Below are 25,840 nucleotides of genomic sequence, written 5' to 3' on the forward strand. Positions count from 1 at the left end.
TGAAATTAGAGCGATAATGAATACCAATTGACGAAAACTCACTTTTTTCGATAGTCTGAATAATTCAATAATAGAAAATTGCCGGTTGAAAATGGAGGGTGAACGATGAAGAATCATAAAGTCCACAGCCTGTGGATTGCCTTGGTGGTTGTCGGTGTGATCATGACTGGATGCGTTCAATCGAAAATGGCAGGATCCAAGGCAGCCAGCGGCCAGCCAGCGGCCATTCAGGCAAACCCTGGAGAATTGGTCAATCAACTGAGCAGCGCCATCACCGAAGCCCGCCTGGCCAAACTCAACATTCTCGCACCCAATGGATTCAAACGGGCGGAAGCTGCATTTTTAAGCGCTCAGGAAGACCTGGCAAAAGGCAACGAAATTGCCGGAATTAACGCATCTGTGCAGGCATCCCAGGAGTACCTTAAAAGAGCAAAAGAAATTGCTACGATTTCCAGCACAACCCTTGCCGATACCCTCAAGGCCCGGGACATGGCGCGCAATGCCGGCGCGACCAAATTCGGAAAAGCATATCGACGGGTAGAGGACAAATTTCTGGATCTTACCCGTAGCATCGAGAAGGGCAATCTCAGCTATGCCCAAAAAAATCGTGACCAGGTGACCGACCAGTACCGGGCACTCGAAATCCGCGCAATCAAGGAAGAAACCATCGGAACGGTACGCACCCTCATTGCCCGGGCCGAAGACGCTGGTGCCCGCAAAATCGCGCCGCGTACCTACAAGAAAGCCATGGACCAGTTGGCAGCCACGGATGCGTTCATTTCAGCCAACCCTTACGCCAAGGAAAAGATGCAGTCCATGGCCAAGGACGCCTTGTTTCATGCCGAACGTCTGGTCGTGGTGACAACGCTGGGCAACCGGGTCAAAGACATGCCGCCCGAGGATGTTGTCCTGCTCTTGGAAGACTACCTGCATACCATCGCCACCACCGTGGATGCCCAGGATATGCGTAATCACGATTACCAGACCCAACTGGACAACATTGTCGGCTCTGTGGACGCCTTGAAAGCGGACCGCAACTTTATTGCCCAGAAAAATGACGATCTGCAGGCGGAAATGGAAACGCTTAAATCTGATAATCAGGCGCAAATCGATGCCCTCAATGTCCGGCTGGCCATGCTGGAAGGCAAAACCCGTGAAGACCAGATGGCCAAGGAGCATATGGCCAGAGAGCGCAGGGCCGTGGAAAAACGCCTGGCCGCGGAAAGAAAGTTCAACCAGCTCTATGCCGCGGTGCGGGATTATTTTGAGACGGATGAAGCCGAGGTCTACAAGAAAGAAAATCAACTGGTGCTGCGGCTCAAGGCCATGCGTTTTCCCATCGGCAAAAGTACGATCCTGCCGGAAAATTACAGCCTGCTCAGCAAGGTCCAGAAAGCCATCCGCACCTTTGATGATCCGCGGGTCATCATCGAAGGCCATACGGACACCACCGGATCCGACGACGTCAACATGCTGCTGTCTCAACAGCGGGCCGAGGCCATGCGCGATTATCTGATCGCCAACCAAACCCTGCCGCCGGAAAGCATTTCAGCCGTCGGCTATGGATCGGAGCGCCCCCTGGCCTCCAATGCCACATCAGCGGGCCGGGCCATGAACCGTCGCATCGATATCCTGATCATCCCCCAGGATAACCCCATCTGACACCGATTAGGGAGGTTGTATGAAATCACTGCGGCTCACCGCTTTCACCGGTTCCAGACAGACCACCATGGCCAAGGATATGGGATAGTGGCGCGGATCGGCGTTTTCATCTGCCAATGCGGGCCGATGCTTGAAAAAGCGCTCGATATCTTAACCCTTGTCCATGCCGCCCGGCGGTTGAAACACGTCGTCCATGTCGAGACCGTCTCCCTGCTGTGCGCGCCGGAGGCCAAAGCAGCGCTGGTCGAGACAATCCGCGCCCATGCCATCAGCCACGTCGTGGTGGCTGCATGCGCCCCCCGGGAACACGAAAAAACCTTTGGCAAGATCCTTTCTGCCGCCGGCCTGAATCCGTTCATGTTGCAGATTGCAAATATCCGGGAGCATTGCGCCTGGGTGATCCATGACCGGCGACAGGCCACGGACAAGGCTGGGTCCCTCATCCAGGCCGCCGTCCAGCGGGTACGCCATCATCAACCGCTGTATGCCCAGCAGATCGACGTCCAGGCCGATGTGCTGGTCATCGGAGCAGGGGTGACCGGCATCAGTGCCGCCCTGACCCTGGCCCAACCGGACCGCCGGGTCTATCTGGTGGAGCGATCGGCATGGATTGGCGGCAAGGTGGCGCTTTACGAGGACCTTTGCCCGGACATGAACTGTGCCGCCTGCCTGATTGAGGCGGACCTGGATACGGTTCTTCACAACGATCGGATCAACGTCATCACCCTTGCCCGGGTTGTTGCGCTGCGTGGCCGCAAAGGCAACTTCACGGCAACCATACAAAAGGCCCCCCGATGGGTGGACACGGATCGATGCCTGGGCTGTGCGGCCTGCATGGATGTCTGCCCGGTGACCATCCCCAATCCGGTCAACGCTTTTCTGGACCACCACCCGGCCATTCATATCCCCTATCCCGGCGCCCTGCCCCATGTGGCAATGGTCGATCGGCAGCACTGTCTGCGCACCAGGGGTGAGCCCTGTACCCGTTGCCAGGATGCCTGTCCATTTGAGGCCATTGATTACGATCAGACCGAAACATGCAGGGACGTATCCGTCGGCGCCGTGGTCGTGGCTACGGGCTTTGACCCCTTTGATCCGAATCGCGATGGTCGCTATGGCCACGCTGAACAGGATAATGTAATCACGTCCGCCGCATTCGAGCGGCTGGTCAATCCCAACGGCCCCACGCAAGGCCGGATTGTCACCAACGATGGCCGGAGACCGCAACGTGTAGCCTTTGTGTACTGTGTAGGATCGCGCACCGACGCCTTCAATGCCTATTGTTCCGGCGTGTGCTGTCAGACCGCCATCAAGCATGCCCGCCAGGTCAAACGCCAGCTTCCGGAATGCGTGGTAGACCACATCTTCGCGGACCTGTGTCTGCCGGGAAAATCGGGCCAACGCATTTTCGATGGCTTGCGCACCGAACCGGGAATTGTTTTGCACCGCATGAAGCACCCTGGATCGGTTCGAATCGAACGGGAAAACCGCACGCGTATCGTACATGTCACCGGTCCGGATGGTGTCGTTCAGCAAATCCAGGCTGATCTGGTGATTCTGGCAACGGCCCTGGAACCCCCTACCGGAACCCTGCAGCTGGCCGCATGCCTCAATATCGACCTGGACGGGGACGGTTTTTTCAAGGAAAGCCACCCCATCACAGATCCCACACAGTCCTGTCGGGAAGGCATCTACCTGGCCGGCTGCTGCCAGGGGCCCAAAGATATCCCCATGTCCGTGGCTCAGGGACAGGCCGCGGCCGGGCTGATTCTGCAATCGCTGGTGCCCGGTGGTAAAATGTCCCTGGATCCCATTGTGGCCCGGGTCGACACGGATCTGTGCTCCGGCTGCCGAACGTGCCAGGGGCTTTGCCCGTTTGGCGCCATCACCGGCGATGAAAACGAATCTAGCGTCTATATCGAAAAAACACTTTGCCGCGGTTGCGGTATCTGTGCCGCCGCCTGCCCCAGCGGTGCAATTATCATCAACCATTTCAGCCGGGACGCAGTGGATGCGGAAATAACAGGGCTGCTCAAGCCCACTGATGGATATCATGAAATCCCTTGACCTGAAAATCATTGCCCTGCTGTGCCATTGGTGCGCTTACGACAGTGCCGATGCTGCCGGCCGGTCCAGGCGGGATGTTCCTCCCCAGATCCGTGAAGTACGGGTCATGTGCAGCGGCCAGGTGGATCCGGCCATGGTATTGAAGGCCTTTGCCGCCGGCGCGGATGGGGTGATGGTGCTGGGCTGCAAGCCCGGGGACTGCCACTATCGGACCGGTAACCACCAGGCCCTCAAACGCATGCGATTGCTCCAGCAGGTGATGGCGGCCACCCCTATCCATCCCCAGCGGTTGCGCCTGGACTGGGTATCCGCCGGTGAGGGCGACCGCTATGCCCGCCTGGCGCAAGAAATGGTATCCCAAGTCAAAGCGCTGGGACCTGTCGATGCCAAGGGAGGTATGTAACCATGGCCGGTCCCCCCACGATTGCCCTTTACTGGTGTGCGGGTTGCGGAGGGTGTGAAGAGTCGGTCTTCGACATGGCCGAGCAGTTGCTGGATGTTTATGAAAAAACGCGCATCGTTTTCTGGCCGGCGGCCCTGGACGCCCGCAGCTCGGATGTCGAAGCCCTTGCCGACGGCGAAATCGATGCCGCTTTTATCAACGGTGCCATCCGTCTGGACGAGCATGTACAGATGGTACGCCTGTTGCGCAAAAAATCCAAATGCCTGATCGCCCACGGTACCTGCGCCCACATGGGCGGGGTAATCGGGTTGGGCAATTTCTTTTCATCCAAGCAACTGCTGGCCTGTGCCTATCAGCACGCCCCCAGCATGGCTACCCCAAAGGGTCCCCTGCCCGGCCAGGGCGCCGACACCGGCACCACCCGACATCCCCTGCCCGGATTGCTACCAGCGGTGTTGCCCCTGGATCGGATCGTATGCGTGGAGGCCGTCATCCCGGGGTGTCCGCCACCACCCGAAACCATGGCCCAGGTCTTTGACCAGATCATCGCCGGCGTTCTGCCGGCCAAAGGCACGGTCTACGCGCATCAAAAGGCGCTGTGCCATAGCTGCCCCCGACGGGATACCCGGCCGGAACGAATCACGGTCAGCCGATTCAAAAGGCTCCAGGACACGCTCTGGGATCCAACAGTTTGCTTCCTGGCCCAGGATTTGATCTGCCTGGGACCGGTGACACGCGGCGGTTGCAACGCCCGCTGCATCAGTGCCAACATGCCTTGCCGGGGCTGTTTCGGCCCCACAACAGCCATGGACGACTTCGGTGCCGGGGCCATGGCCTTGATCGCCGCCCTGATGGCCGACGGCGACGAGACGGATTACGAGGCCCTGATTGAAAGTATTCCCGATCCAGGGGGCCTTTTCTACCGCTATAGTCTGGCCGCATCAATATTGGGCAAAGGACGCCGCCCATGACCCGCCGCATTCTCATCGATCCGGTGACCCGGCTGGAAGGCCACGGACGGATTGATATCCGCCTGGACGAGGCCGGCAATGTATCCCACGCTTTTTTTCAGGTACCGGATTTCAAAGGGTTCGAGCAGTTCAGCGTGGGACGGGCCGCTGAAGAAATGCCCACCCTGACCCAAAAAATCTGCGGGGTCTGCCCCACGGCCCATCACATCGCCGGCACCAAGGCCCTGGATGATCTGTTCACCGTAACGCCACCGACAGCGGCAAGGCTGATCCGCGAATTGATGCATACCGCGTTTATCTTCGAGGATCATCTGCTGCACTTCTTTTACCTCGGCGGCCCGGATATTCTGGTGGATGGTGACCCGGCAAAGCAGAACCACAATGTGTTCGGCGCCATTGCGGCCATGGGAGATACACTTGGCAGACAGGTCATCAACATCCGCAAAAAGGTCCGGGCAATGAATGCCATGCTTGGCGGCAGTGCGCTGTATCCGGTGTGCGGGCTGGCTGGAGGGGTGTCCAAACCGGTCGATGCCAAGATGCGGGCCGAGATCATCCAAACCAGCACCGATGCCCTGGCCTTGGCCCGGCAACTGTTGGCCGTGTTTCATGACAAGGTTCGCAAAAAGCCGCTTTATAAGGAAATGATCGGCAATCCCGCCTTTAACCTTTCCACCTATTACATGGGGCTGGTGGACGACAACGATCGGGTCAATTTCTACGATGGCCGGCTGCGTGTTGTCACTCCCGATGGACGGCCATGGGCCTGTTTTTCAGCAGATCAGTATCTGGATCACCTGGCGGAGCGCACCGACGTGTACAGCTATATGAAGCTGGTTTATCTTAAAAAAGTGGGCTGGAATGGCTACCAGGATGGCCCTGACAGCGGATTATACCGGGTGGGGCCCCTGGCCCGGCTCAACGCCGCCAAGGCAATGGCAACGCCTCTGGCCCAACAGGAATATGAACGGTTCTACGACACCATTGGCCACAAACCGGCCCACAACACCATGCTTTACCACTGGGCCCGGTTGATTGAAGTCCTCTATGCCGCCGAACAGATGGTGATCCTGTCCAGACGAAAGGCGCTTACCGATCCGCATGTACGCACCCTTCCCACCCAAGTCCCCACATTGGGCGTGGGTGTGTGCGAAGCCCCGCGCGGCACACTGATTCATCACTATCAAACCAATGCCAATGCCATTGTCGAGCGCTGCAACCTTTTGGTAGCCACTCAGAACAACGCCGCCGCCATCTGCCTTTCGGTGGAGAAAGCCGCCCGTGCGCTTATTAAAAAAGGGAATGTGACCGATACTTGTTTACAACAGGTGGAAATGGCCTATCGGGCCTATGACCCCTGTCTGGCCTGTGCCACCCATTAGCAGTTTTGATTTGCGCATATCGGAACCGATGTCAGCTGGAGCGTTCCGAAGAAAAGGAATACTTTCCATGGCTATGGAAATTCTGGATATGGTGGGCATGAAATGCCCCCAACCGGTACTGAAAATTGCCGTTAAGGCACCTGATATGAATTCCGGCGACATCCTTGAAACCATCGGTGACTGCCCCACTTTTGAACGGGATGTGCGGGTCTGGTGCCAGCGATTGAAAAAAACGTTTTTATCCGTCCAGGACGAAGGCAATGGTCGCAAACGGATCCGAATCCTTTTTTAACGCGTGTACAGTGAGATACCGCAACACCCAAACAAGTGATTCTGAATCTGACCGTAGACGCCCTGGATGCCATCAGCTTTCAATGAACGATAAAATCAAATGCAAAGATCTTCTTGAGTGCAAACGGATCGACTGCCCGGCCTATGACGCAGACAATCGCTATTGCTGGCTGACCGAGGGTCCCCCCCCCAACGACGGGAGTCCCGGCCCCGTTCTGTCAAAAGTCGAACGATGCCTCAACTGCCCGGTGTTCAAAAAGAACCTGGATCCAGCGGAGATGGAGGCGTCTTGCCGGATGGTGGCCCGGCAGTTTAGTGAAACCCGCCGGGCGCTGGAACAGCGAGACCAGGAGTTGGAATCGATCAGCATGGAGATGGCCATCGGCCTCTCCGAAGTGTTCGAAGCCTTGAAAAAAATCGCTGCCGGCGATCCCCTGGTGCGGCTGGACGAAGCCTCCCCCCTTGAACTGATTGCCAAGCTCAAACAAATGGTCAACCAGACAGCGGCAAACATGGGCGAGATGGTTGATATGAGCCATGAATTTGCCATGGGACTGGCCGAACATTTCGATGTATTGCATCGGGTCAGTGGTGGAGATTTGGATGCACGTGTGGAAGGCAGGTCCTCCATCGAGCTTCTCGAGTCACTCAAAGCGGTTACCAACCAGACCATTGCCAGTGTCGAAGAAGAAATCCGGCAGCGAAAACAAACAACCAAGGATCTCAAAGAGAGCGAGAGACGCTTTCGCACATTTGCCGAAAATGCGCCCATCGGTATTTCCATCATGGCTCCGGATTTGACGTTTACATTCATCAACCGGACCTTTACGGAAATATTCGGCTATACCATCGATGACATCCCCGACAAATTCACGTGGTTCAAAAAAGCCTACCCGGACCCGGAATACCGGGAACAAGTCATCACTAAGTGGAATAGCGATAGCACCCGCATCGGACGATGCCATCAGGCAACCTTTCAGGTCCGCTGTAAAAAAGGGCTGAAAAAGACAGTCGCTTTCCAGACGGTGATCATGGAGGACGGCAAGCATTTTGTGACCTATGCGGATGTAACCCGTCAGGCCATGGCCCAGGCGGTGCTCAAGGAGTCAGAGGAAAAATATCGAACGTTAATCGACAACATCCAGGACGGAGTAATTCTTACCGAAAAAGGACGGTTTCTGTTTGTCAACGAGGCCATGGCGCGGATGATCGGGTATACGGTCGAGGAAATGATTGGCATGGAACAACTCAAAGTCGTCGCACCTGAAGACCGTGAGATGGTGGCCGATCGGTATCACCGTCGCCAGGCGGGTGAACCGGTCGAGCGCAGTTATGAACTGCGCTTATTGCACAAGGATGGCTCTACACGTTTATACGTCAACATGCAGGTAGGAATCATCAATTACCAGAACCGGGGGGTGACCATTGCCACGATCAAGGATATGACAGCGAGCAAACAAGCCGAGATCGAACGCCGGAAAATGGCCGAGAAACTGGAACAGTCCAAAAAAATGGAAGCCATCGGCACTCTTGCCGGCGGGGTTGCCCACGATTTGAACAATATCCTGTCCGGCATCGTCAGCTACCCGGAACTGCTGCTCATGGACCTGCCTGATGATAGCCCCCTAAAGGGGCCGATTCTGACAATTCAAAAATCCGGTGAACGCGCAGCCGCTATTGTTCAGGATCTGTTGACCCTGGCCCGCCGGGGCGTGGCGGCTATGGAGGCCGTCGATCTGAATCAAATCGTCACCGATTATCTGGGCAGTCCGGAATTTGATAAACTATGCTCTTTTCATCCTCGGGTGACCATTCACCGCAGTCTTGCCGACGGGTTGCAGGCCATCAACGGCTCATCGGTCCATTTGGCAAAAACGATCATGAACCTGGTTTCCAATGCCGCCGAAGCCATGCCCGACGGGGGGACCATTTTTATTTCCACTGAAAATCGCGCCGTGGATTCTTGCATTGACAAAGAGCATGATCTTGCCGAGGGGCAATACGTTGTCCTCAAAGTCGTCGATACCGGGGTAGGTATTTCACCCAAAGACATCGAACAGATTTTCGAGCCCTTCTACACCAAAAAAGTTATGGGCAGAAGCGGAACCGGTCTGGGCATGGCTGTGGTGTGGGGCACGATCAAAGACCACAAGGGACATATTGACGTAAAAAGCGTCGAGGGACAAGGCACCACGTTCAGCCTGTTTTTTCCCGCCTCCCTGGATGCTCGGCACACCTTGCAAAAAAAAGATGTCACCCTGGATTCCATTATGGGCAATGGTGAAACGATTCTGGTGGTGGATGATGTGCCTGAGCAACGCGATATCGCCACCGCCATGCTATCTCGATTGGGGTATCGCGTGACCACTGTTGAAAGTGGAGAGGCCGCTGTCGCCTACCTGAAAAGCCATGCTGCGGATCTCATGCTCCTGGACATGATCATGGCCCCAGGGATCGACGGTCTTGAAACCTATCGGCGCATCGCGGCCTTCAAGCCCGACCAGAAAACCGCCATCGCCAGCGGCTATTCAGAGACCGGTCGGGTCAAAGAACTCCAGCGGATGGGGGTCAGCGCCTATTTGAAGAAACCGTACACATTAAAAAAAATTGCCAGGGTGGTCAAACAGACCCTGTCCGCTCGGGTGATGGACGACAATGACCATTGACAGTCGCACGAAAAAGACCTATTAATAGATCATATAAAAGAATCAATTATCGAACCATTAAAGGTCTTACCATGCTAACAAAAATTCACGCCAACCTGTCGGTCAGTATCAGCGAATTGAAACGTAATCCCCAGGCGATTATCGACGACGCCCACGGCGAAGCGATCGCCCTGCTCAACCGCAACAAGCCGACCGCCTACATCATTCCAGCCGAAACCTATGAAATGCTGATGGAGATGACCGAGGACCTGGAGCTGGCCGGAATCATCGAACAGCGTAAGGGTGAGAAAGCTGATGCCGTCGAGGTCAGCCTCGATGACTTATAAGCTGAAGTTCCTGCCGAGCGCATTGAATGAATGGCGCAAGCTGGATCCGCATATCCAGGGGCAATTCAAGGCGCAATTGCAAAAGCGGCTTGAGACCCCTCATCTCCCTGCATCCCGTCTTAGAGGCTATACCAATTACTATAAATTAAAATTACGATCGGTTGGCTATCGTCTTGTGTATGAGGTTGAGGATGATGCGATCACGGTTTATGTGATCAACGTCGGGCGGCGCGACACGATTTACAAGATGCTGAAAAAACGGTAATGTTAATGGCGCTTAAAATTATGAATGCAGCAAAACAGGCTAAGCGCGCCGAAGCCGAAGGCCACCTGGGCGAGGAAGCAACCGAAAAATAATTCTACGGATTCATTAACTGTTTGGTGAATTTATAAAGCGTTGGGCTGGTGCACACTTCGTAGTATTTGCGGTGGGTAAAATAAAGCTGACTGAGATCTTCGGGATTGACCGCCGGCACCTCGGCTTCACGCAGCACCAACCGCTGGTAGCGGCCGGATTTGGTTGGAAACTTGCCGGTAAAAAGACGAACCTTTTCCAACTGCAGGTCGGGAATGTCACCGTAAAATTCCTTCAGATCGATTTCCTGGCAGAGTTTGCGGAAGCCAGCCTCGTTCAGTTCGATCCCATTGATATTATAACGCAGCATCAAATCGTCGGCCGTCTTTTCCATTTCCTCATCCGTCGCCCCCTGAAAAACAAACAGATTAAAGGGACTGACGTTTTTGCTGATGATACGCCGGATCGATTTATGGCAACCGGAAAGGCGGTCTGCCAGGTTGATGGCCGGCGAAATCATGATGCGGTTATCCCCATCGAACAGGAAGGTCGGTGGACTGGCCCGATGGCAGATGCCGATGCCCAGTTCCAATATCGGCAGCTGGTAGGCCTGGCTCTTTTTGTTGTAGCGGTTGATGATCATCAGCATGTTGATCGCCATGCCGCAGGCCCGGGCAACACTATACCAGCCGCGAGGGGTGTCTTCGTGCTCGAAGATGGTCAGAATAATGGCATCGCCCTCGATAAAAACCTTTTGGGCATCGTACTCGGCAAGAATATCCGTGATGGGGTCGAAAAAATTAAGACTGAAGTAGGACGCCGGGTTCAGCCCCCGCTCGTTCATCTGATGGGTGATATCGGTTGATCCGCGTAAATCGGCCTTGATGACGGTGTGGTTCAGGATGGGTTTCTCGCCGACTTCCTGTTCGTGGGGCAGTAAAAATTCATACAGGGTTCGGTTGGTTTTGGAAAGAGCGATGATTTTCTTGTCGGTAACCAGGTTGATGCGTTCCGCCGCCTCACGATACACCTGAAAGCAGCAGTAATCACGGTGGTACTGGCAAAAAGCGCGCAAAAAGCGGATCAAATAGGCCCTTTTCTTACGCTTGCCAAGCCGCTCCATCTGCACCACCTTGCGATTGAGGGGCCACAGATTAAAGGTTTTACCATAAAGTTTTTTCAGCCGCTTGAGCCGGCTTTTCACCTGTTTGCGACTACGGGGGGCAATCAGGTACTGCAGGATCTGTTGCGGGACAAGCGGAGGACAGAAGTCGCGATACAGCGACTGCATTTCATAGGAAGCGGAAATCCGTTCCAAAAGGCCGGTTCGAGAAAACTGTTGGAAAAAATAACCCATCAGCAAGCGTTGGTTTTTCATCCGCTGGCGCTGATGATGCAGTGTATCCTTGTCTGCTTTTTCCCGTTTCATGGCCTGATACTGCTTTTTGGCCAGGTCCCGATTGAGCAGTAAATCAATATTTTGGGGATGCTTGATCCATCCGTCCAAGCGTTGCAGCTGGAACTTTTTGGTTTCCTCGTCACCGGACGGTTCGGCGGCCGCCATGCGCCGACGGCGCCGGTCCAGCGACCAGGCAATGGGAGCCGTCTCCTCCATGTCCAGATATGCAAAAATATTGCGCATCAAGCCAAGCATCATATCGTAGCGATCCGGATCTTCCACACGGCGCCCCAGGCAGATGTCATAGGCTTCGATCATGAAATGATCATCATCGGGATGGTCCATGTGCACAATGGGATTGGCAAGCAGGTCGAACAGAAACGGCAGATCCTGGCCAAACACGGCCTCGCGCAACTCACGAATGTCGGATTCGCGGATTTCCCTGAAATATCCGCAAAGCTCCAGCCCAACGGTGCGCTGAACCGTTTCCCGAATCGAAAGCACATGGGCCAGATTCTCTTTGAGTTTCAGCACTTCCTTGTTGTCTTCGTTGTGGGCCAGATCCGACCGGCGGATGGCGGTTTTACAATAGCCGATCAAGATGTCATACTGCTTGCGGATCTCATCGTGAAGCATGCTGATGATGGCGATCTGGGCGAGAAAGTCGATCTGGATCTCTTTGGCCGCCCTGGCTTTGTTGACCGCATCGGTAATGATTTCGGTATATGATTCATGGAAACGTTCCTGCTCCCGAGCCAGTGCCGCGACCCTTTTTTTCTCCGAGCGGGTCCAGATACCGGTTTCCCGTTCGATGAGCAGACCAGCCAATTTGGCCGTCGTTTGGCAAAACCCTGGACTCAACCGAACATCGCAACGGATATTATCCACACCCAGAACCAGACGGTCCAATGAGCACTCGACGGAATAGGACTCCATGGGAAATTCTTTGAGTCCGGGCAGTCTCGGTTGAAATTTGAAAAAATCGAGCATTCCAGCACGTTCCGTCTGCTGTTATTATTAGCCCAGGGTCCAATCAACCCTTTGTTACCCTTACCATTTGGTCTTTCTGGTGTCCATAAAATTAACCGGCCCGGTGCGATCACCGGATCGGTGCTGGACAAGCTGCCATTGAGCCGATAAAGTGTAAAAATATCCACTTCACCGATGTTTATATCGCCCACTTATTTGTCTTATAGGGAGTATTCATGACCAGCTTTTTGATTACCCATGCAATGACGGTAAACGAAGGCGTGTCGACGTACCATGATGTATATATTCGCGGCGGCCGGATTGAGGCCATCGCCGGCAATTTATCCGCCAAACCAGCCGACCGGGTAATTGATGCCGGCGGCCGGACGCTCATCCCCGGAATGATCGATGACCAGGTGCATTTCAGGGAGCCGGGACTGACCCATAAAGGAAATATCGCCTCGGAATCCCGGGCGGCCGTGGCCGGCGGAATCACCAGCTATATGGAGATGCCCAATACGAATCCACCCACCACCACCATGGATCGGTTGGCGGAAAAATACCGCATTGCCGAGGAGACATCGTTTGCCAACTATGGTTTTTATTTAGGCGGCGCCAACGACAATATCGAGACCATCAAACGGTTGGACCCGAAAGCCGCTTGCGGCGTCAAAGTGTTCATGGGCTCTTCCACCGGCAACATGCGGGTGGACGACCCTGCAGCCCTGGAGCAAATATTCACCCATAGTCCGGTGATCGTGGCCACCCATTGCGAGGATGATCCGATCATCGAGGAAAACACCCGGCGCTTTCAAATCATTCATGGCGAAGATATTCCCATCGCCCTGCACCCGGCCATCCGTAGTGAAGAGGCCTGTTATCGCTCCACTGCCCTGGCCGTTGAGCTGGCCCGTCAATGCGGCACACGGTTGCATGTGCTGCATTTGAGTACGGCAAAGGAACTGGATCTGTTTTCAGATGGTCTCATGGATGGAAAACAAATCACCGCCGAAGCCTGTGTGCATCACCTGCTTTTCGCGGGCACCGATTACGGAGAAAAAGGCAACCTGATCAAATGTAATCCGGCAATCAAAACAGAAATGGATCGTGAGGGGCTGTTGGCGGCATTGGCAAGTGGCAAAATCGATGTGGTGGGAACGGATCACGCCCCCCATACGCTTGAGGAAAAACATCAGCCCTACTTACGCTCGCCATCGGGTCTGCCGTTGGTCCAGCATGCCCTGGTCAGCCTGCTGGAACATGTTCACAACGGCGTATTGACACTGCCCCAACTGGTGGAAAAAACCGCCCATGCACCGGCCCGGCGATTTAACGTGAAAGACCGCGGATATCTTCGAGAAGGGTATTGGGCGGATCTGGTGCTGGTGGACATGGAACAGCCCACGGTGGTGGACGATGAAAAAATCTACTATCGCTGCGGCTGGACCCCCTTTGCCGGTCGGACCTTCCACGCAAGCGTGGTGGCGACGATGGTTTCGGGGCATCTGGCCTATATTGACGGCAAACTCGATCCCGACCCAAAAGGTCGGCGGCTGGAATTTGATCGGTGAACAGAGGCCTGTCAAATCGCTGTTTCAATTAAAAAACGTTCAGTGCCCCATGTTCCCATAAAATATTCACCCCAATGGCCAGCAACACCAGGCCGCCGGTCAGTTCGGCCCATCGGCTCAATTGGGCCATGCTGCCGATGGCTTTGCCCAGGTGCATGCCAACCGTGGTCAAACCGCCGGCCACCAAACCGATTACCAGGGCCGGGGTCCAGATGGACACGTTGATCATGGACAGGCTCAGGCCCACAGCCAGGGCGTCGATACTGGTGGCCACGGAGAGCATCACCATGGTCATGCCCCTGGTCGGGTCCTTGGCATTTTCCTTGTCATCGTCACCTTTGAACGCCGACCGCAACATCCCCTGGGCCACAAAAACCAGCAGTCCGAAGGCCACCCAGTGATCGTAGGCTTCGATGTGGCTTCTGACGGTCAGGCCGGCACTCCAGCCGATTACCGGCATCATGGCCTGGAACAGCCCGAAATGCCAAGCCAGGCGAAACGTCTGGCGCAGGCTGACGGATTTTAACGTCACGCCGGCGGCAATGGAGACCGCAAAGGCGTCCATGGCCAGGGCCACGGCAATGGCCAGGATGTTAACGAGTTCCAATGATCGTATCCCAATAAAATAAAAGCCGGTGTGTTGCCATTGAGGTTGGTGGTCAATGGGCAGCGCACCGGCTTGTCAGGATCTATGGGGCGAAGTTCAATTCAATCAGCGCTGCGCCGCTCGGGGAGCCTTTCCGGCAAGCGGATTATAGAGCTTCATGATGGCAAGCTTCATGACATCCAGGGTTTTGGTATCGGCAATGACGCCCAGCAGTGTTTGTTCTGCTTCGCCGGGCAGCACACAGGCATTGGCGTCGTCAAAAGCAAGATCCGAAAACCCCTTGCACAACTTTTTCTGTTCCTTTTTGGTCATCCCCACCTGGATCGCTTCTTTCCCGTCAATGGAGGTGATGCTGTCAGTCAAACCAGCTTCTGTGATGACCGCTTTCTTTGCCTCATCCAAAAACACGTTAATAAAATAGTCTGCCATTTTGCTCCTCTCCTTGCAATGATGTGGTTGTCGACAGTGGCAAGAACATCTCCAAATGGCATTTTTTATTAGAAAATGGCCATCAGGTCAACCATGGATTCACCAGCATTTCTCCGCTTTGGGGTAACTGCCTAATAGTTTGACAAATACGGCATGCAGGGTCAACTCGCCAATGGCCGCCTTAACCTCGTCGTCATCGATACCGGCCTCGAACGCGGCATAAAACACATATTCCCAGGGGTTTTCCGGGATCGGCCGGGATTCCAGCTTGGTCAGGTTGAGGTTGTATTTCTGGAAGATCTTCAGGCAGTCCACCAGGGCACCGGGATAATGGCGGGTTTTGAAGGCCACGGTGGTTTTACTGGTGACATGATCGGGAGGAACGTTTTCCTTTTTGGCGATCACGAAAAAACGAGTCGTGTTGGAGCTGTTGGATTGGATGTTCCGCTCAAGGATCTCCATATCGTAAATGCCGGCGCACAGTTCCGAGGCGATCGCCGCACAATCCATGCGATCACCGTCAGCCACGGCCTGGGCCGCACCGGCGGTGTCATAGGTGGGCATCATTTTAATGCCCTGGGATTTGAGATAATCCTTGCACTGCTTAAGGGCATGGGGATGGGAAAAGGCCTCGGTGATATCTTCCAGGCGGGCGCCCTTTTTGGCCAACAGGGTATGACGGATGGGCAGGTAGGCCTCGGCAATGACAAACACGTCATTGGCAAGCAGCAGATCGTAGTTTTCCACCACCGTACCGGCGATGGTGTTCTCCACCGGAATGAAACCGTAAAGTACCGAACCGTCGATCACCGCCTCGAACACCTCGTCAAAGGAGTCGCAGCTGACCGTTTCAACCGTCTCGTCAAAATGTTCATGAAGGGCCATTTCACTATAAGCCCCGCGGATTCCCTGGAATGCGATTTTCATCAATCGAGCCTTTCATGGATGCCGGTCATGGCATCGATAAACGCCTGGCGTTTTTGCCGGGCGTATGGATTGTAAGTATGCATGTCCTCGAAAAGCTGCCAGGTATCGTGACTGACCACCCCTAGAATATGCATCAGACGTTTATAGCCTTCGGTATCGATATCCAGATCCGTGGCGCCAAAAGCCGACAGGGAACGGCCGATAAAATGGGTCAGGGAAAGACTCACGGCGATCTTCTCGTCATGTTCATCGGCCGTGGCCTGGATAACGATCAGGCCCTGGCGCTCGAGCCATGATTTTATTTTTTGGTAAACATCATCGGCAATGCGTTCGGGGCAAAGCACGATCTTGCGATCCTTTAGGGACTCAGCGGCACTGTCCGGCCCGAACATGGGATGGGTGGGCAGAATCGAAACGCTGGCCGGCAGCAGCTCGCGCATCCACTGTACCGGGTATACCTTTACTGAGCAGACATCCACCACCAGGGCGTCCGGTTTGAGCATGGGGGCCACCTGCCTAAGGGTATCGCGCATGGCCGAAATGGGCATACATAAAATCACAATCGGCTGCCCGCAGGCGGTCTCAAAGGAGACCGGCCGGGCGCCGCAGGCACGGATGGCCGCATCTTTGTCGCTGCGCGTGTGCACCACTACAGAAAAATCCCGGGCCAGATAGCGCGTGGTAAGCTGTCCGAAACGCCCAAATCCAATGATACCGATACGACTCATAACACCTCACGAATTCTTTTGAATGCTTCTAAAAGCTGAGTTTCCGGTGCAGCAAAGCAGATGCGCACATACCCATCCAGACCAAAATCCTCGCCCGGAACCACCGCCACACCGGTTTGTTCCAGAATCCGAGCTGCAAAATCGCCCGATGTCTCACCAGGTTTGAGATGACCGGAGACGTTGGGAAAAAGATAAAAGGCACCCTGGGGCCGCACACAGGGGAAAACATCGGCGATCTGCGCCACGGCCAGATCCCGTTTTCGTTCGAGCTCGGCCCGCCTTTGGACCAGCAGTGTCTCATCCATGGAAAGGGCTGCCAGGGCTCCGTATTGGGCAAACGTACACACGTTGCCGGTGGTGTGGCTGTGCAGCCGAATCATTGCGTTTGCCACCGGTATCGGGGCCACTGCATAGCCCAGCCGGAAACCGGTCATGGCATAGTGCTTGGAAAAACTGCGCGTAACGATCACCCGGTCCCGAATCTCGGCCAGATCGTATAAAGAGGTACAAACCGCGCCATCGTACACAAAAAAATCATAGGCTTCGTCAGCCACCAGAATCAGATCGTGCCGGACCGCCAGGCGGGCGATGCGCTCCAGATCCTTGCGCGGATACAAGGCGCCGGTGGGGTTGTTGGGTGAATTGATCAGGATGACCCGGGTGCGCCCGGTAATGGCGGCGGCCATGGCATCCACGTCCAGCTGGTGATCCCGGGTGGGGACCAATACCGGCCGCCCCCCGGCCATCTTCACCTGCTCGGTAAAGCTGACCCAGCAAGGGATGGGCAGGATCACCTCGTCGCCCGGATCGCAGATGGCTTGAAAAATCGTGTGCAGGGCCTGCTTGGAGCCGTTGAAAACCACGATATTTTGGGCGCCGGCCCCTTCAAAACGCTCGGCCAGGGCCTCGCGCAGCACCGGCAGTCCGGGAATTTCACTGTAGCGGGTGGCCTGGCGGTCCAGGGCACGCTTGGTGGCCTCAATCACCGGGTCCGGCGTGTCGAATTCCGGCTCGCCGATGGCCAGGCTGATTACCTGACGTCCCTTTTGCCTGAGCTCGGCCATCAGCGGAATAAAACGCGCGGTTTTTGAGCCCTCGATGGCTTCGATGCGTTGGGATAATTTCAAATTTATCTTACTCCTCTTAATACCGTTAGCGGGCCTTAGACGGGGTTTTCAAATCGCTCCTTAAGGCCTGCGATGGACCGTTGTCTTAACGCCTCATCCCCCAACACCAGGGCAGCCATGGTTTCCACGATGGGTACGGCGCGCGGCACCACACACGGATCATGGCGGCCCTTGGCCTCCAGAACGACCGGGTTGCCGTCGAAATCCACGGTCGGTTGGGGCAGACCGATGGTTGCCGGCGGTTTGAAGGCTACCCGGAAGACAATCGGCTCGCCGTTGGCAATGCCCCCCTGAATTCCGCCGCTGTTGTTGGTCAGGGTTCCCAGCCGACCATCGGCAGCCACAAACGGATCGTTATGCACGGAGCCCTTGAGACGCGTTCCGGCAAACCCCGACCCGATTTCAAATCCCTTGGTGGCGGGGATGGACAGCATGGCCTGGGCCAGCCTGGCTTCCAGCTTGTCGAACACCGGGTCCCCCCAACCGGCCGGCACGTGACGGCACACACAGGTCACAATGCCGCCGACACTGTCTTTTTGCTCCTTAACCTGGGCCACCAGATCTGTCATGCGCACCGCCGCCTCGGCATCCGGACAGCGCATTATATTCTGGTCGACGATGTCGCGGGTAATGGCCTTTTCATCGATCGGGGCCGCCGTGATGTCATTGACCGCACTGACCCAGGCTACAATCTCCACCCCATAGACCAGTTGCAGCATCTTTTGCGCCACTGCACCGGCGGCCACACGACCAATGGTCTCCCGGGCACTGGAGCGGCCGCCGCCGGAGGAGGCGCGGATGCCGTATTTCATCTGATAGGTATAATCCGCATGGGAAGGCCGGGGAATCTTGCTCATCTCACGGTAATCACCGGGCCGCTGATCCTTGTTGGGCACGAAAAGGCCGATGGGCGTGCCCAGGGTAAGCCCCTTTTCCACGCCGGAAAAGATCGTCACCCGGTCGCTCTCCTGGCGGTCGGTGGTCAGTTTGCTCTGGCCCGGCCGACGCCGGTCCAGCTGGGGTTGGATGTCGTTCTCGTCAAGGGGCATGCCCGGCGGGCAGCCGTCGAGAATCGCCCCCACGCCCTTGCAGTGGGATTCACCAAAAGTGGAGACTTTCAATAGGGTTCCGAAACTACTGGACATGATTTTTCCTGTTGATTGGTTTGTTAGTTGATTAGTTATTTAGTTTGTTAGTTCATTGGGTTTGTTGGGTTAAAAACGATGGAATTCACGTTCCCTAAAACCCTTCAGCCTAAATCGCTGCTTTTACCTTTATTTCAATTCCATTAGAATTCGGTCACAAATCATCTCAATGCTTGCCTGATCCGTTTCGATCGTGATGTCCGCGGCCTTTTCGTACCGCGGCAGGCGCTCGCCCAGGACCTGCCGGATTTCCGCAATCTGCCCCTGATCGGTAAGCGAGGGCCGGTTGGTTTGCGTGGCATGGTCGGCCAGCATGCGTCGGGCAATGGTCGTCTCATTGGCCGTCAGCCAGACCACCGTGCCGGTCTTTTGCATGACACCCAGGTTGCGGTCATCCAGGACCACCCCACCGCCGGTGGCCACCACCTGGTCGCTGCCGTTGGCCACGGCCGATAGGGTCTGTCGCTCAAGCCGGCGAAAATAGGGCCATCCGTGTGACTCGACCATTTGGGCAATACTGGTACCGGCGGTCTCGACAACCACCTCGTCCGTGTCCACGAAGGTCCAGCCCAGGCGCTCGGCCAGGGCCTGTCCCACGGTGGTCTTTCCTGTGCAGCGATATCCGATGAGAAACAGGTTCATGAAAAATCATCCGTTGTAAAGGGTGTTCCAGACCTCCCAGAAAGTGGGAAAGGATTTCTCCACACAATCCGGATCATTAATGCGAACACCCGGTACCATCAATCCCGCCATGGCAAAACTCATGGCCATGCGGTGGTCGTCATAAGTGTCGATCACGGCGCCATGGGCATTGCCGCCCGTGACCAGTAACCGGTCCGCCTCGGCCACGGCGGTAACCCCCATTTTGCCAAGCTCGGTGCAGGTGGCGGTCAGCCGGTCGCTTTCCTTGGCCTTGAGATGGGAGACATTTTCGATCACTGTGGTGCCCTCGGCAAAAGCCGCTACCACCGCCAGGGTGGGTACCATGTCGGGCATGTCGGCCATGTCCACGGTCACGGCCGTAAGCTTCCCACCGGTAACCGTGATGCCTTTTTCATCCTCATCCACCCGGCACCCCATCCGTTCAAACACCCTGGCCAGGCCCACATCGCCCTGAGTGGACGCGCGGGTCACGCCCTCGACGGTCACGCTACCGCCGGTAATGGCCGCCGCGCCCCAGAAATAGCCGGCCTGGGATGCATCCGGCTCCACGGTGTAGTCACCGGCCCGGTAGGTCTGGCCGCCGGCCACGTCAAAGCGGGTATACCCGTCGCGCTGAACCTTGATACCGAAATCGGCCAGGATATCCACGGTCATGTCTACGTAAGGCCTGGAGACCGGGCCGTGGGAGACGGTAATGGACAGGCCTTTTTCGGTACACGGCGCCATGAGCAGCAGCGCGGAGAGGAACTGGCTGCTCACGCTGCAGTTGATGGTCACCGCACCGCCCGTGGCCTGGCCGCCCGGAATCCGTACCGGCGGACAGCCGTTATCATCCACAGCCCGGGCGTCGATGCCCAGTTGAACCAGCGCATCCAGCAGGTGACCGATGGGCCGGTGGTACATGCGCGGTGTGCCGGTCAGTGTATATGTGCCCTGGCCCAGTGCCGCCACACCGGCCAAAAGTCGCATGGAGGTGCCTGAATTGGCCAGATAGATTTCATCGGCACAGGGTTTGAATGAGCCGTTTTGCCCCTGGATCTCGATGACGGTCTCACGGTCGACGGCCGTGGCACCCATTTTTTCCAGGGCCGCCAGGGTCAACAGGGTATCCTGACTGCGCAGCGGACGCCTGACCGTGCAGGTGCCATCGGCCAGGGCCGCGGCAATCAGGGTGCGATGGGTGTAACTTTTGGAACCCGGCACACTGACCCGGCAACGGCCGATGCGATGAGGTTTGATTTCAATCATGGTATGTCCTTATTTAGTGTTCAATGCCTCCAGAACCATATCGCGCATCAATTGCACCGGCGCCGTCTGACCCGTCCAGCGCTCGAACTGGATGGCCCCCTGGTGCACGAACATGGCCACCCCGTCCACCACCTGGCAGCCTGTCTGCCGGGCTGTTTGCAGCAGCAGCGTGTCAATGGGGTTGTAAACGATATCCATCACCGTCATGCCGGTGCGCAGGCATTCGCGGGCCACGGGCATCTGATCGACTGCGGGGGTCATGCCCACGGAGGTGGTGTTGACCAGAATATCGATCCCCTCGCCGGTGAATTCATCCAGCCCAACGAACGCACCGTCCAATTCGTCGGCAAGCCGACGCCCCTTGTCCGGGCTGCGGTTGACAATGGTCAGCCGCCCGCCGTGGTGGTTGATGCCGTAAGCCACGGCCCGCGCCGCCCCGCCGGCACCGATAACGGCTGTATGCCTGCCGGCCACGGGGGTCTTTTCCAACAGCGCCGCCATGGCGCCGGGACTGTCTGAATTCAATCCGATCAACCGTCCGGCATCGTTGACAATGGTATTGACCGCACCAATTTGACGGGCAGTTGGATCCACCTCGTCAATCAAATCCATGATGGCCACTTTGTGGGGAATGGTCACGCTGCATCCTGAGACGTTCAGAGCCCGGATCCCGGCCACGGCACCGGCCAGGTCTGTCACGTGAAAAGCCACGTATACCCCATCGATGCCCGTTTGCGCAAAGGCCGCATTGTGCATCAGCGGACTCAGGCTGTGGGCTACCGGATCACCCATGACCGCGTAAAGCCGGGTGCGGGGAGAGATGGTTGGCAAGTCCATGGGCTACACCCCCTGGCCGAGCATGGGATAGGACCCCAGATTTTTAAGGTACAGGGCATGGGGCCGGATCATGTCCATGGCCTGCTGGATGCTGCCATCCGCTATGTGTCCTTCCAGGTCGATGAAGAAAAAATGGCTCCAGCTTTCATGCCGGGTGGGACGCGATTCGATCTTGAGCAGGTTGATCGATGCTTGGGTAATCGGTGCCAGGGCACTGGCCAGGGCCCCGGGCACATGGGCCAGGGCGAACATCAGGGAAGTCTTGTCCTTGCCCGACGGCCGGACCCGCTCTTTGCCGATGACCAGAAAGCGCGTGGGGGGACGTGAAAAGTCCTCGATCTTGGAGGCCGCCGCCTCCAGACCAAACAGCGCGGCCGCACCGACACCGGCAATGGCGGCCGCAGCTTTTTGCTTCTTCGCCTGTTCAACGGCAAACGCGCTGGAGCTGCATTCTTTCAGCTCTGCTTGCGGAAGATACTGATTGAGCCAGGCGCGGCATTGATTCAGGGCAGAAGAATGGGCATACACCGTTTGGATCACGCCCAGACTGACCTCCTGGGCCAGCAGGTCGTAGGAAACCGGCTGATAGCGCTCGGCGCAGATGAACAGATCCGATTCAAAAAACAGATCCAGGGTGTGGCGCACCGATCCTTCCACGGAGTTTTCCACGGGCACCACCCCGTAGTCGCAGGCCCCCTTTTCCACTTCGCTGAAGATTTCACGGATGCTGGGCTGGGGCACATAGGTCACGGAATAGCCGAACTGGCTGGTGGCCGCCAGATGCGTGAAGGTGGCTTCGGGGCCCAGATAGGCCACCCGCTGAGACGCCTGGATGGCCCGCGCCGCGGCAATGATATCGATGAAAATATGGTGCAGCACATTGGGGTTGAGCGGCCCCTTGTTGCGGGCGGTCAGGCGTTTCAAGATTTCGCTTTCCCGGGTACTGTCCACCACCTGGTTACCGGTGTCTTTTTTGAGTTCACCGATTTTTTTGGCCAGGTTCAGCCGCCTGTTGATCAGTTCCAAGATGGTGTTGTCCACATCATCAATCAATTGGCGGATATCACAGATATTTGTTCCCATTGTGCAGTTCGCGTCTTGTTCGTTCCCTACCGTATCGTTCTTTGCCATAATAATCAGCCGCCTTCCATCTAACGTTGCGGGATAAAACAAAGGGCCGGGGAGAGTGTTCTCCACGGCCCTTAAAGCATAAAAAAGCCGTGGGGTTTTGAGGTCTGCCCACGGCTTGGTTTGTCTTTTAGGTTCTTTGGGACATTTTAGCGCGCGCCAGGCAGACCCTTGCTAAAAAAATAATAAAAGCAAAAATAGCTGCCGGTGTAAAAGCGAAACATCAATTCAAATCCTTTTCTTGCGCCAAATTTGCGAAAAAATACAAGGTCGCCTCTTCCCTGTCAAGCTTTTTTCCGGCCTTAATTTATTGAAAAGGCACCAGTAGGTGTACTGGGTGGGCATTGCCCACCACCGATATCAAGCCATCGGGTAGCCGAAAAGAAGATCAAGGCCCTTTCTGTGATGTCGCTGAGGTCGCCGGCGGGGACAGTATCGCCCGTCGTGGCAGGAGAAGTCCCCAGATCAGGCAAATCAATGCGGCCAACAGTGCCAGCCAGAAAACATCAATCACACAATTGCCGATGGCCTGGTGGAGCACCCCAAGCGCGTTCTCAGAAAGCTGCTGCTGCACATCCGAACGAAAGAAATTCTCGAAGTTAAGCCGGATCTGGTTCATGATCTCCGGTGCAATGGCCCCTTGAAGGGCTGTTGTATTGAGCGAATCGGCCATGCGCGCAAATTTGGCCGTAACCAGGCTGCCGCAGATGCCGATACCCACCGTACCGCCCAGGGTGCGGGTAAACTGGTGGGATGAGGTGGCTACCCCAAGGTCTTTTTTTTCCACGCTATTCTGGACGATCAGCAAGGTCGAAATGGAAGTAAAGCCCATGCCCACACCGGCCATCCCGATGGCCAGGGCACAGGTCCACAGGTTGGTAGTGGCCGAGAAGCGAACCGTCATGGCGCAGCCAAGCATCAGTACCAGGCTGCCGATGATGGCAAAGGGTTTTTCCCCGAACCGATGGGCCTGGCGGCCGCAAAAAAGCGCCCCGCCCGACCAGCCGAAACTCAGCGACACCATGACCAGCCCCAGTTGAAACGGCGATTGTCCCAGGGCGCCTTGAATGAACAGCGGGCTGAAAGCCGACAGACAAAAGATCGACACGCTGCTGAAAAAAACCAGGCCATTGCCGGTAGTAAAGCCTTGCATGCGAAAAAAGTCGAAGCAAAAAATCGGCTCCCGGCTGCGTCTTTCAGCCAGGTAAAATCCGGCAGCAGAAAGGAAAAAGAGGACCGACAATCCCACAATCGGCAGGGATGCCCAGGCAACAGTACGCCCGCCCAATAGAAAAACGGTTAAAAAGGATAAAATGGCTACGACCAGGGTAAGGATACCGGCATAGTCGATCTCGATCACTTGTCGTTTTTCACGGGTTTCGGTCAGGAAGAACCAGATACCTGCCAGGGACAACAGGCCGACGGGAATGTTGATGTAAAAAATCCAGCGCCAGGAAACCCAGCTGACGATGAATCCGCCCAGGGACGGCCCCAGCACGCTGGCCAGCCCCCAGACAAAACTGGCATAGGACATCATGCGGCCGCGGTTTTCAGGCTCGCTGATATCCGAAAGTACGATGTAGACTAAAGCGAAGTTGCCGCCGGCGCCAATCCCCTGGATCGCCCGGAACACAGTTAGCGCCAGCATGCTGCGGGCCATACCGGCCAGTACCGACCCCACCAGAAAGATGAGGATCGACACCAGATAAAGGGTGCGGTTGGGAAACAGGTCGGCCAGCTTGCCAAACACCGGCAGGGCCACGGCCCGACTGAGCAGGTAGGTGGAAAACACCCAGCTGTAAAGGTGCAAGCCTCCTAAGTCGGCCACGATGGTGGGCATGGCCGCACTCATGATCAGGGTGTCCAGGGCCGCCAGGAATAAGGCCAGCAAGGTGGCCAGGATCAACAGCACCCGGCGATGGGAGGATAACGGTGCAGGGGAGGCCATGGTCGCCTTTATCGTTTGGTATTCGATTGCCCGGCTTTTCGCCGGTTACATCAAAATTTTGAAAATACGCATGCTTTGCAAACAATTCAAGTTTGCCCATGCGCGTTAAAATGTAAAAGCAGACCAAAAACCCGATGCAACAATAAAGTCAGGCAGAATAGAGAAGGCTCATGGCCTGCCGCAACGCGTCAATGGGGATCTGGCCCGGCGCCGATGAGGCCTGTCCCAAGGCAAAGGTGATGTCCGAGCCGAACAAACCGCCGGCCATTCTGGAGACAAGCCCTTCCTGGGCCATGGATATGGTAATCAGTGGAATGTCGAGGGCTTCTGACCGCGCTTTCAGGGTGGCGCCCAAAAGGGTCAACACATCCTGAACCCCCTTTGGCATCACGGCCACTTTGGCGATATCGGCACCCAGCCTCTGGGCCTGTTTGAGTTTGTCGAGGATAAAATCTTCCCTGGGAGTCTTTGTAAAGTCGTGGTAGGAAAGGATCAGTTTTATCCCATGGCTCCCGGCGGCGCTTCTTATGGCATCGATGAATTCATCGTCATTGATCAATTCAATATCGACAATGTCAATGGCTTTCGACTGGATCGCGGCCTCAATAATGCACCTGCGGGTGGCCTGGGAAAGCGGTTGCATGCCCCCTTCAGCCTCGATCCGGCAGGTAAAAATCAACGGCATACCACCGATGACCGACCGCAGGGCATCAAGCGCCGCCAGACAGTCTGGTATTTCACCGATACCTTTGTAGCCATCCGCACGCCACTCGACCAGATCGGGTGACAATGACTTTATTGACGCGGCCTGATCGAGCAATTCTTTTTTATCCGCTGCCACCAGTGGAACACAGATCAACGGATCCGGTCCGCCGATAACGGTATTGCCCACCTTGACCGGTTTTTTGCTTTGGGATCTCACCGAATTCTCCTTCTTATATAGTGTTTAAGATAATGTTTTTGGTAAGGCCAGAGGGAGGAAGCTGTATAATCAATACCGCGACGACCGATAACGCAGTCCAAAAGCATTATCTTGAATGCTATAGATTTT

General features: G+C 56.0%; 23 protein-coding genes. 10 read left to right on the forward strand and 13 right to left on the reverse strand.

What is annotated here, in order from left to right; all coding sequences use genetic code 11:
* Nucleotides 1-105: 105 nt before the first annotated feature.
* From Dvar_RS41365 to Dvar_RS41405, 9 genes are all read left to right on the forward strand, one after another.
* Complete coding sequence (locus Dvar_RS41365; protein ID WP_419659311.1) at nucleotides 106-1,662, forward strand: OmpA family protein; 1,557 nt, start codon at nucleotides 106-108, stop codon at nucleotides 1,660-1,662.
* Between the two features lie 87 nt (nucleotides 1,663-1,749).
* Complete coding sequence (locus Dvar_RS41370; RefSeq protein ID WP_419659312.1) at nucleotides 1,750-3,729, forward strand: 4Fe-4S binding protein; 1,980 nt, start codon at nucleotides 1,750-1,752, stop codon at nucleotides 3,727-3,729.
* Nucleotides 3,716-4,132, forward strand: coding sequence for a hydrogenase iron-sulfur subunit (locus Dvar_RS41375; protein ID WP_419659313.1), 417 nt, complete (start codon nucleotides 3,716-3,718; stop codon nucleotides 4,130-4,132). The genes Dvar_RS41370 and Dvar_RS41375 overlap by 14 nt, the downstream gene beginning before the upstream one ends.
* Nucleotides 4,133-4,134: 2 nt before the next feature.
* A complete protein-coding gene (locus Dvar_RS41380) occupies nucleotides 4,135-5,103 on the forward strand; it encodes a hypothetical protein (protein WP_419659314.1) in 969 nt (322 codons plus the stop codon).
* Entirely contained in the window at nucleotides 5,100-6,485 is a 1,386-nt protein-coding gene (locus tag Dvar_RS41385) for a Ni/Fe hydrogenase subunit alpha (protein ID WP_419659315.1), read from the forward strand. The genes Dvar_RS41380 and Dvar_RS41385 overlap by 4 nt, the downstream gene beginning before the upstream one ends.
* A gap of 67 nt (nucleotides 6,486-6,552) precedes the next feature.
* Nucleotides 6,553-6,777 carry a sulfurtransferase TusA family protein gene (locus Dvar_RS41390; RefSeq protein WP_419659316.1) on the forward strand — a complete coding sequence of 75 codons (225 nt, stop codon included), beginning with the start codon at nucleotides 6,553-6,555 and terminating at the stop codon, nucleotides 6,775-6,777.
* Nucleotides 6,778-6,859: 82 nt separating this feature from the next.
* A complete protein-coding gene (locus Dvar_RS41395; RefSeq protein ID WP_419659317.1) occupies nucleotides 6,860-9,442 on the forward strand; it encodes a PAS domain-containing hybrid sensor histidine kinase/response regulator in 2,583 nt (860 codons plus the stop codon).
* 71 nt (nucleotides 9,443-9,513) lie between these two features.
* Nucleotides 9,514-9,768 (forward strand): type II toxin-antitoxin system Phd/YefM family antitoxin, encoded by a 255-nt coding sequence (locus Dvar_RS41400; RefSeq protein WP_419659318.1) that lies wholly within the window; start codon nucleotides 9,514-9,516, stop codon nucleotides 9,766-9,768.
* On the forward strand, nucleotides 9,758-10,033 hold the full coding sequence (locus Dvar_RS41405) for a type II toxin-antitoxin system RelE family toxin (RefSeq protein WP_419659319.1): 276 nt from the start codon (nucleotides 9,758-9,760) through the stop codon (nucleotides 10,031-10,033). Before Dvar_RS41400 ends, Dvar_RS41405 begins: the two co-directional genes overlap by 11 nt.
* Before the next feature lie 94 nt (nucleotides 10,034-10,127).
* Here the strand turns inward: Dvar_RS41405 and Dvar_RS41410 are convergent, their stop codons facing one another.
* Nucleotides 10,128-12,452, reverse strand: coding sequence for a hypothetical protein (locus Dvar_RS41410; RefSeq protein WP_419659320.1), 2,325 nt, complete (start codon nucleotides 12,450-12,452; stop codon nucleotides 10,128-10,130).
* Nucleotides 12,453-12,667: 215 nt separating this feature from the next.
* Here Dvar_RS41410 and Dvar_RS41415 point away from each other — a divergent pair, with 215 nt between their 5' ends.
* The gene (locus tag Dvar_RS41415; RefSeq protein WP_419659321.1) at nucleotides 12,668-14,002 is read left to right on the forward strand and encodes a dihydroorotase; all 1,335 of its coding nucleotides are present in this window, start codon (nucleotides 12,668-12,670) and stop codon (nucleotides 14,000-14,002) included.
* A gap of 28 nt (nucleotides 14,003-14,030) precedes the next feature.
* Here the strand turns inward: Dvar_RS41415 and Dvar_RS41420 are convergent, their stop codons facing one another.
* From Dvar_RS41420 to aroD, 12 genes are all read right to left on the reverse strand, one after another.
* Nucleotides 14,031-14,609, reverse strand: coding sequence for a manganese efflux pump MntP family protein (locus Dvar_RS41420; protein WP_419659322.1), 579 nt, complete (start codon nucleotides 14,607-14,609; stop codon nucleotides 14,031-14,033).
* A gap of 105 nt (nucleotides 14,610-14,714) precedes the next feature.
* Complete coding sequence (locus tag Dvar_RS41425) at nucleotides 14,715-15,038, reverse strand: DUF6955 family protein (protein WP_419659323.1); 324 nt, start codon at nucleotides 15,036-15,038, stop codon at nucleotides 14,715-14,717.
* A gap of 99 nt (nucleotides 15,039-15,137) precedes the next feature.
* Entirely contained in the window at nucleotides 15,138-15,965 is an 828-nt protein-coding gene (gene pheA / locus Dvar_RS41430) for a prephenate dehydratase (protein ID WP_419659324.1), read from the reverse strand.
* The gene (locus Dvar_RS41435) at nucleotides 15,965-16,693 is read right to left on the reverse strand and encodes a prephenate dehydrogenase/arogenate dehydrogenase family protein (protein ID WP_419659325.1); all 729 of its coding nucleotides are present in this window, start codon (nucleotides 16,691-16,693) and stop codon (nucleotides 15,965-15,967) included. Before Dvar_RS41435 ends, pheA (Dvar_RS41430) begins: the two co-directional genes overlap by 1 nt.
* A complete protein-coding gene (locus Dvar_RS41440; protein ID WP_419659326.1) occupies nucleotides 16,690-17,820 on the reverse strand; it encodes a pyridoxal phosphate-dependent aminotransferase in 1,131 nt (376 codons plus the stop codon). Before Dvar_RS41440 ends, Dvar_RS41435 begins: the two co-directional genes overlap by 4 nt.
* 35 nt (nucleotides 17,821-17,855) lie before the next feature.
* A complete protein-coding gene (aroC, locus tag Dvar_RS41445; protein WP_419659327.1) occupies nucleotides 17,856-18,965 on the reverse strand; it encodes a chorismate synthase in 1,110 nt (369 codons plus the stop codon).
* Nucleotides 18,966-19,094: 129 nt separating this feature from the next.
* Complete coding sequence (locus tag Dvar_RS41450; RefSeq protein ID WP_419659328.1) at nucleotides 19,095-19,607, reverse strand: shikimate kinase; 513 nt, start codon at nucleotides 19,605-19,607, stop codon at nucleotides 19,095-19,097.
* Between the two features lie 6 nt (nucleotides 19,608-19,613).
* The gene (gene aroA / locus Dvar_RS41455; protein WP_419659329.1) at nucleotides 19,614-20,876 is read right to left on the reverse strand and encodes a 3-phosphoshikimate 1-carboxyvinyltransferase; all 1,263 of its coding nucleotides are present in this window, start codon (nucleotides 20,874-20,876) and stop codon (nucleotides 19,614-19,616) included.
* A 9-nt stretch (nucleotides 20,877-20,885) separates the two neighbouring features.
* Nucleotides 20,886-21,713, reverse strand: coding sequence for a shikimate dehydrogenase (locus tag Dvar_RS41460; protein WP_419659330.1), 828 nt, complete (start codon nucleotides 21,711-21,713; stop codon nucleotides 20,886-20,888).
* A 3-nt stretch (nucleotides 21,714-21,716) separates the two neighbouring features.
* On the reverse strand, nucleotides 21,717-22,844 hold the full coding sequence (pheA, locus tag Dvar_RS41465) for a prephenate dehydratase (protein ID WP_419659331.1): 1,128 nt from the start codon (nucleotides 22,842-22,844) through the stop codon (nucleotides 21,717-21,719).
* A 385-nt stretch (nucleotides 22,845-23,229) separates the two neighbouring features.
* Nucleotides 23,230-24,789, reverse strand: a complete 1,560-nt coding sequence (locus Dvar_RS41470) for an MFS transporter (RefSeq protein WP_419659332.1) — start codon at nucleotides 24,787-24,789, stop codon at nucleotides 23,230-23,232.
* A 148-nt stretch (nucleotides 24,790-24,937) separates the two neighbouring features.
* Complete coding sequence (gene aroD, locus Dvar_RS41475; RefSeq protein ID WP_419659333.1) at nucleotides 24,938-25,711, reverse strand: type I 3-dehydroquinate dehydratase; 774 nt, start codon at nucleotides 25,709-25,711, stop codon at nucleotides 24,938-24,940.
* Between the last annotated feature and the right edge of the window lie 129 nt (nucleotides 25,712-25,840).

It is taken from the genome of Desulfosarcina variabilis str. Montpellier (assembly GCF_048565275.1).
In the GTDB taxonomy this organism is placed as follows: domain Bacteria; phylum Desulfobacterota; class Desulfobacteria; order Desulfobacterales; family Desulfosarcinaceae; genus Desulfosarcina; species Desulfosarcina variabilis.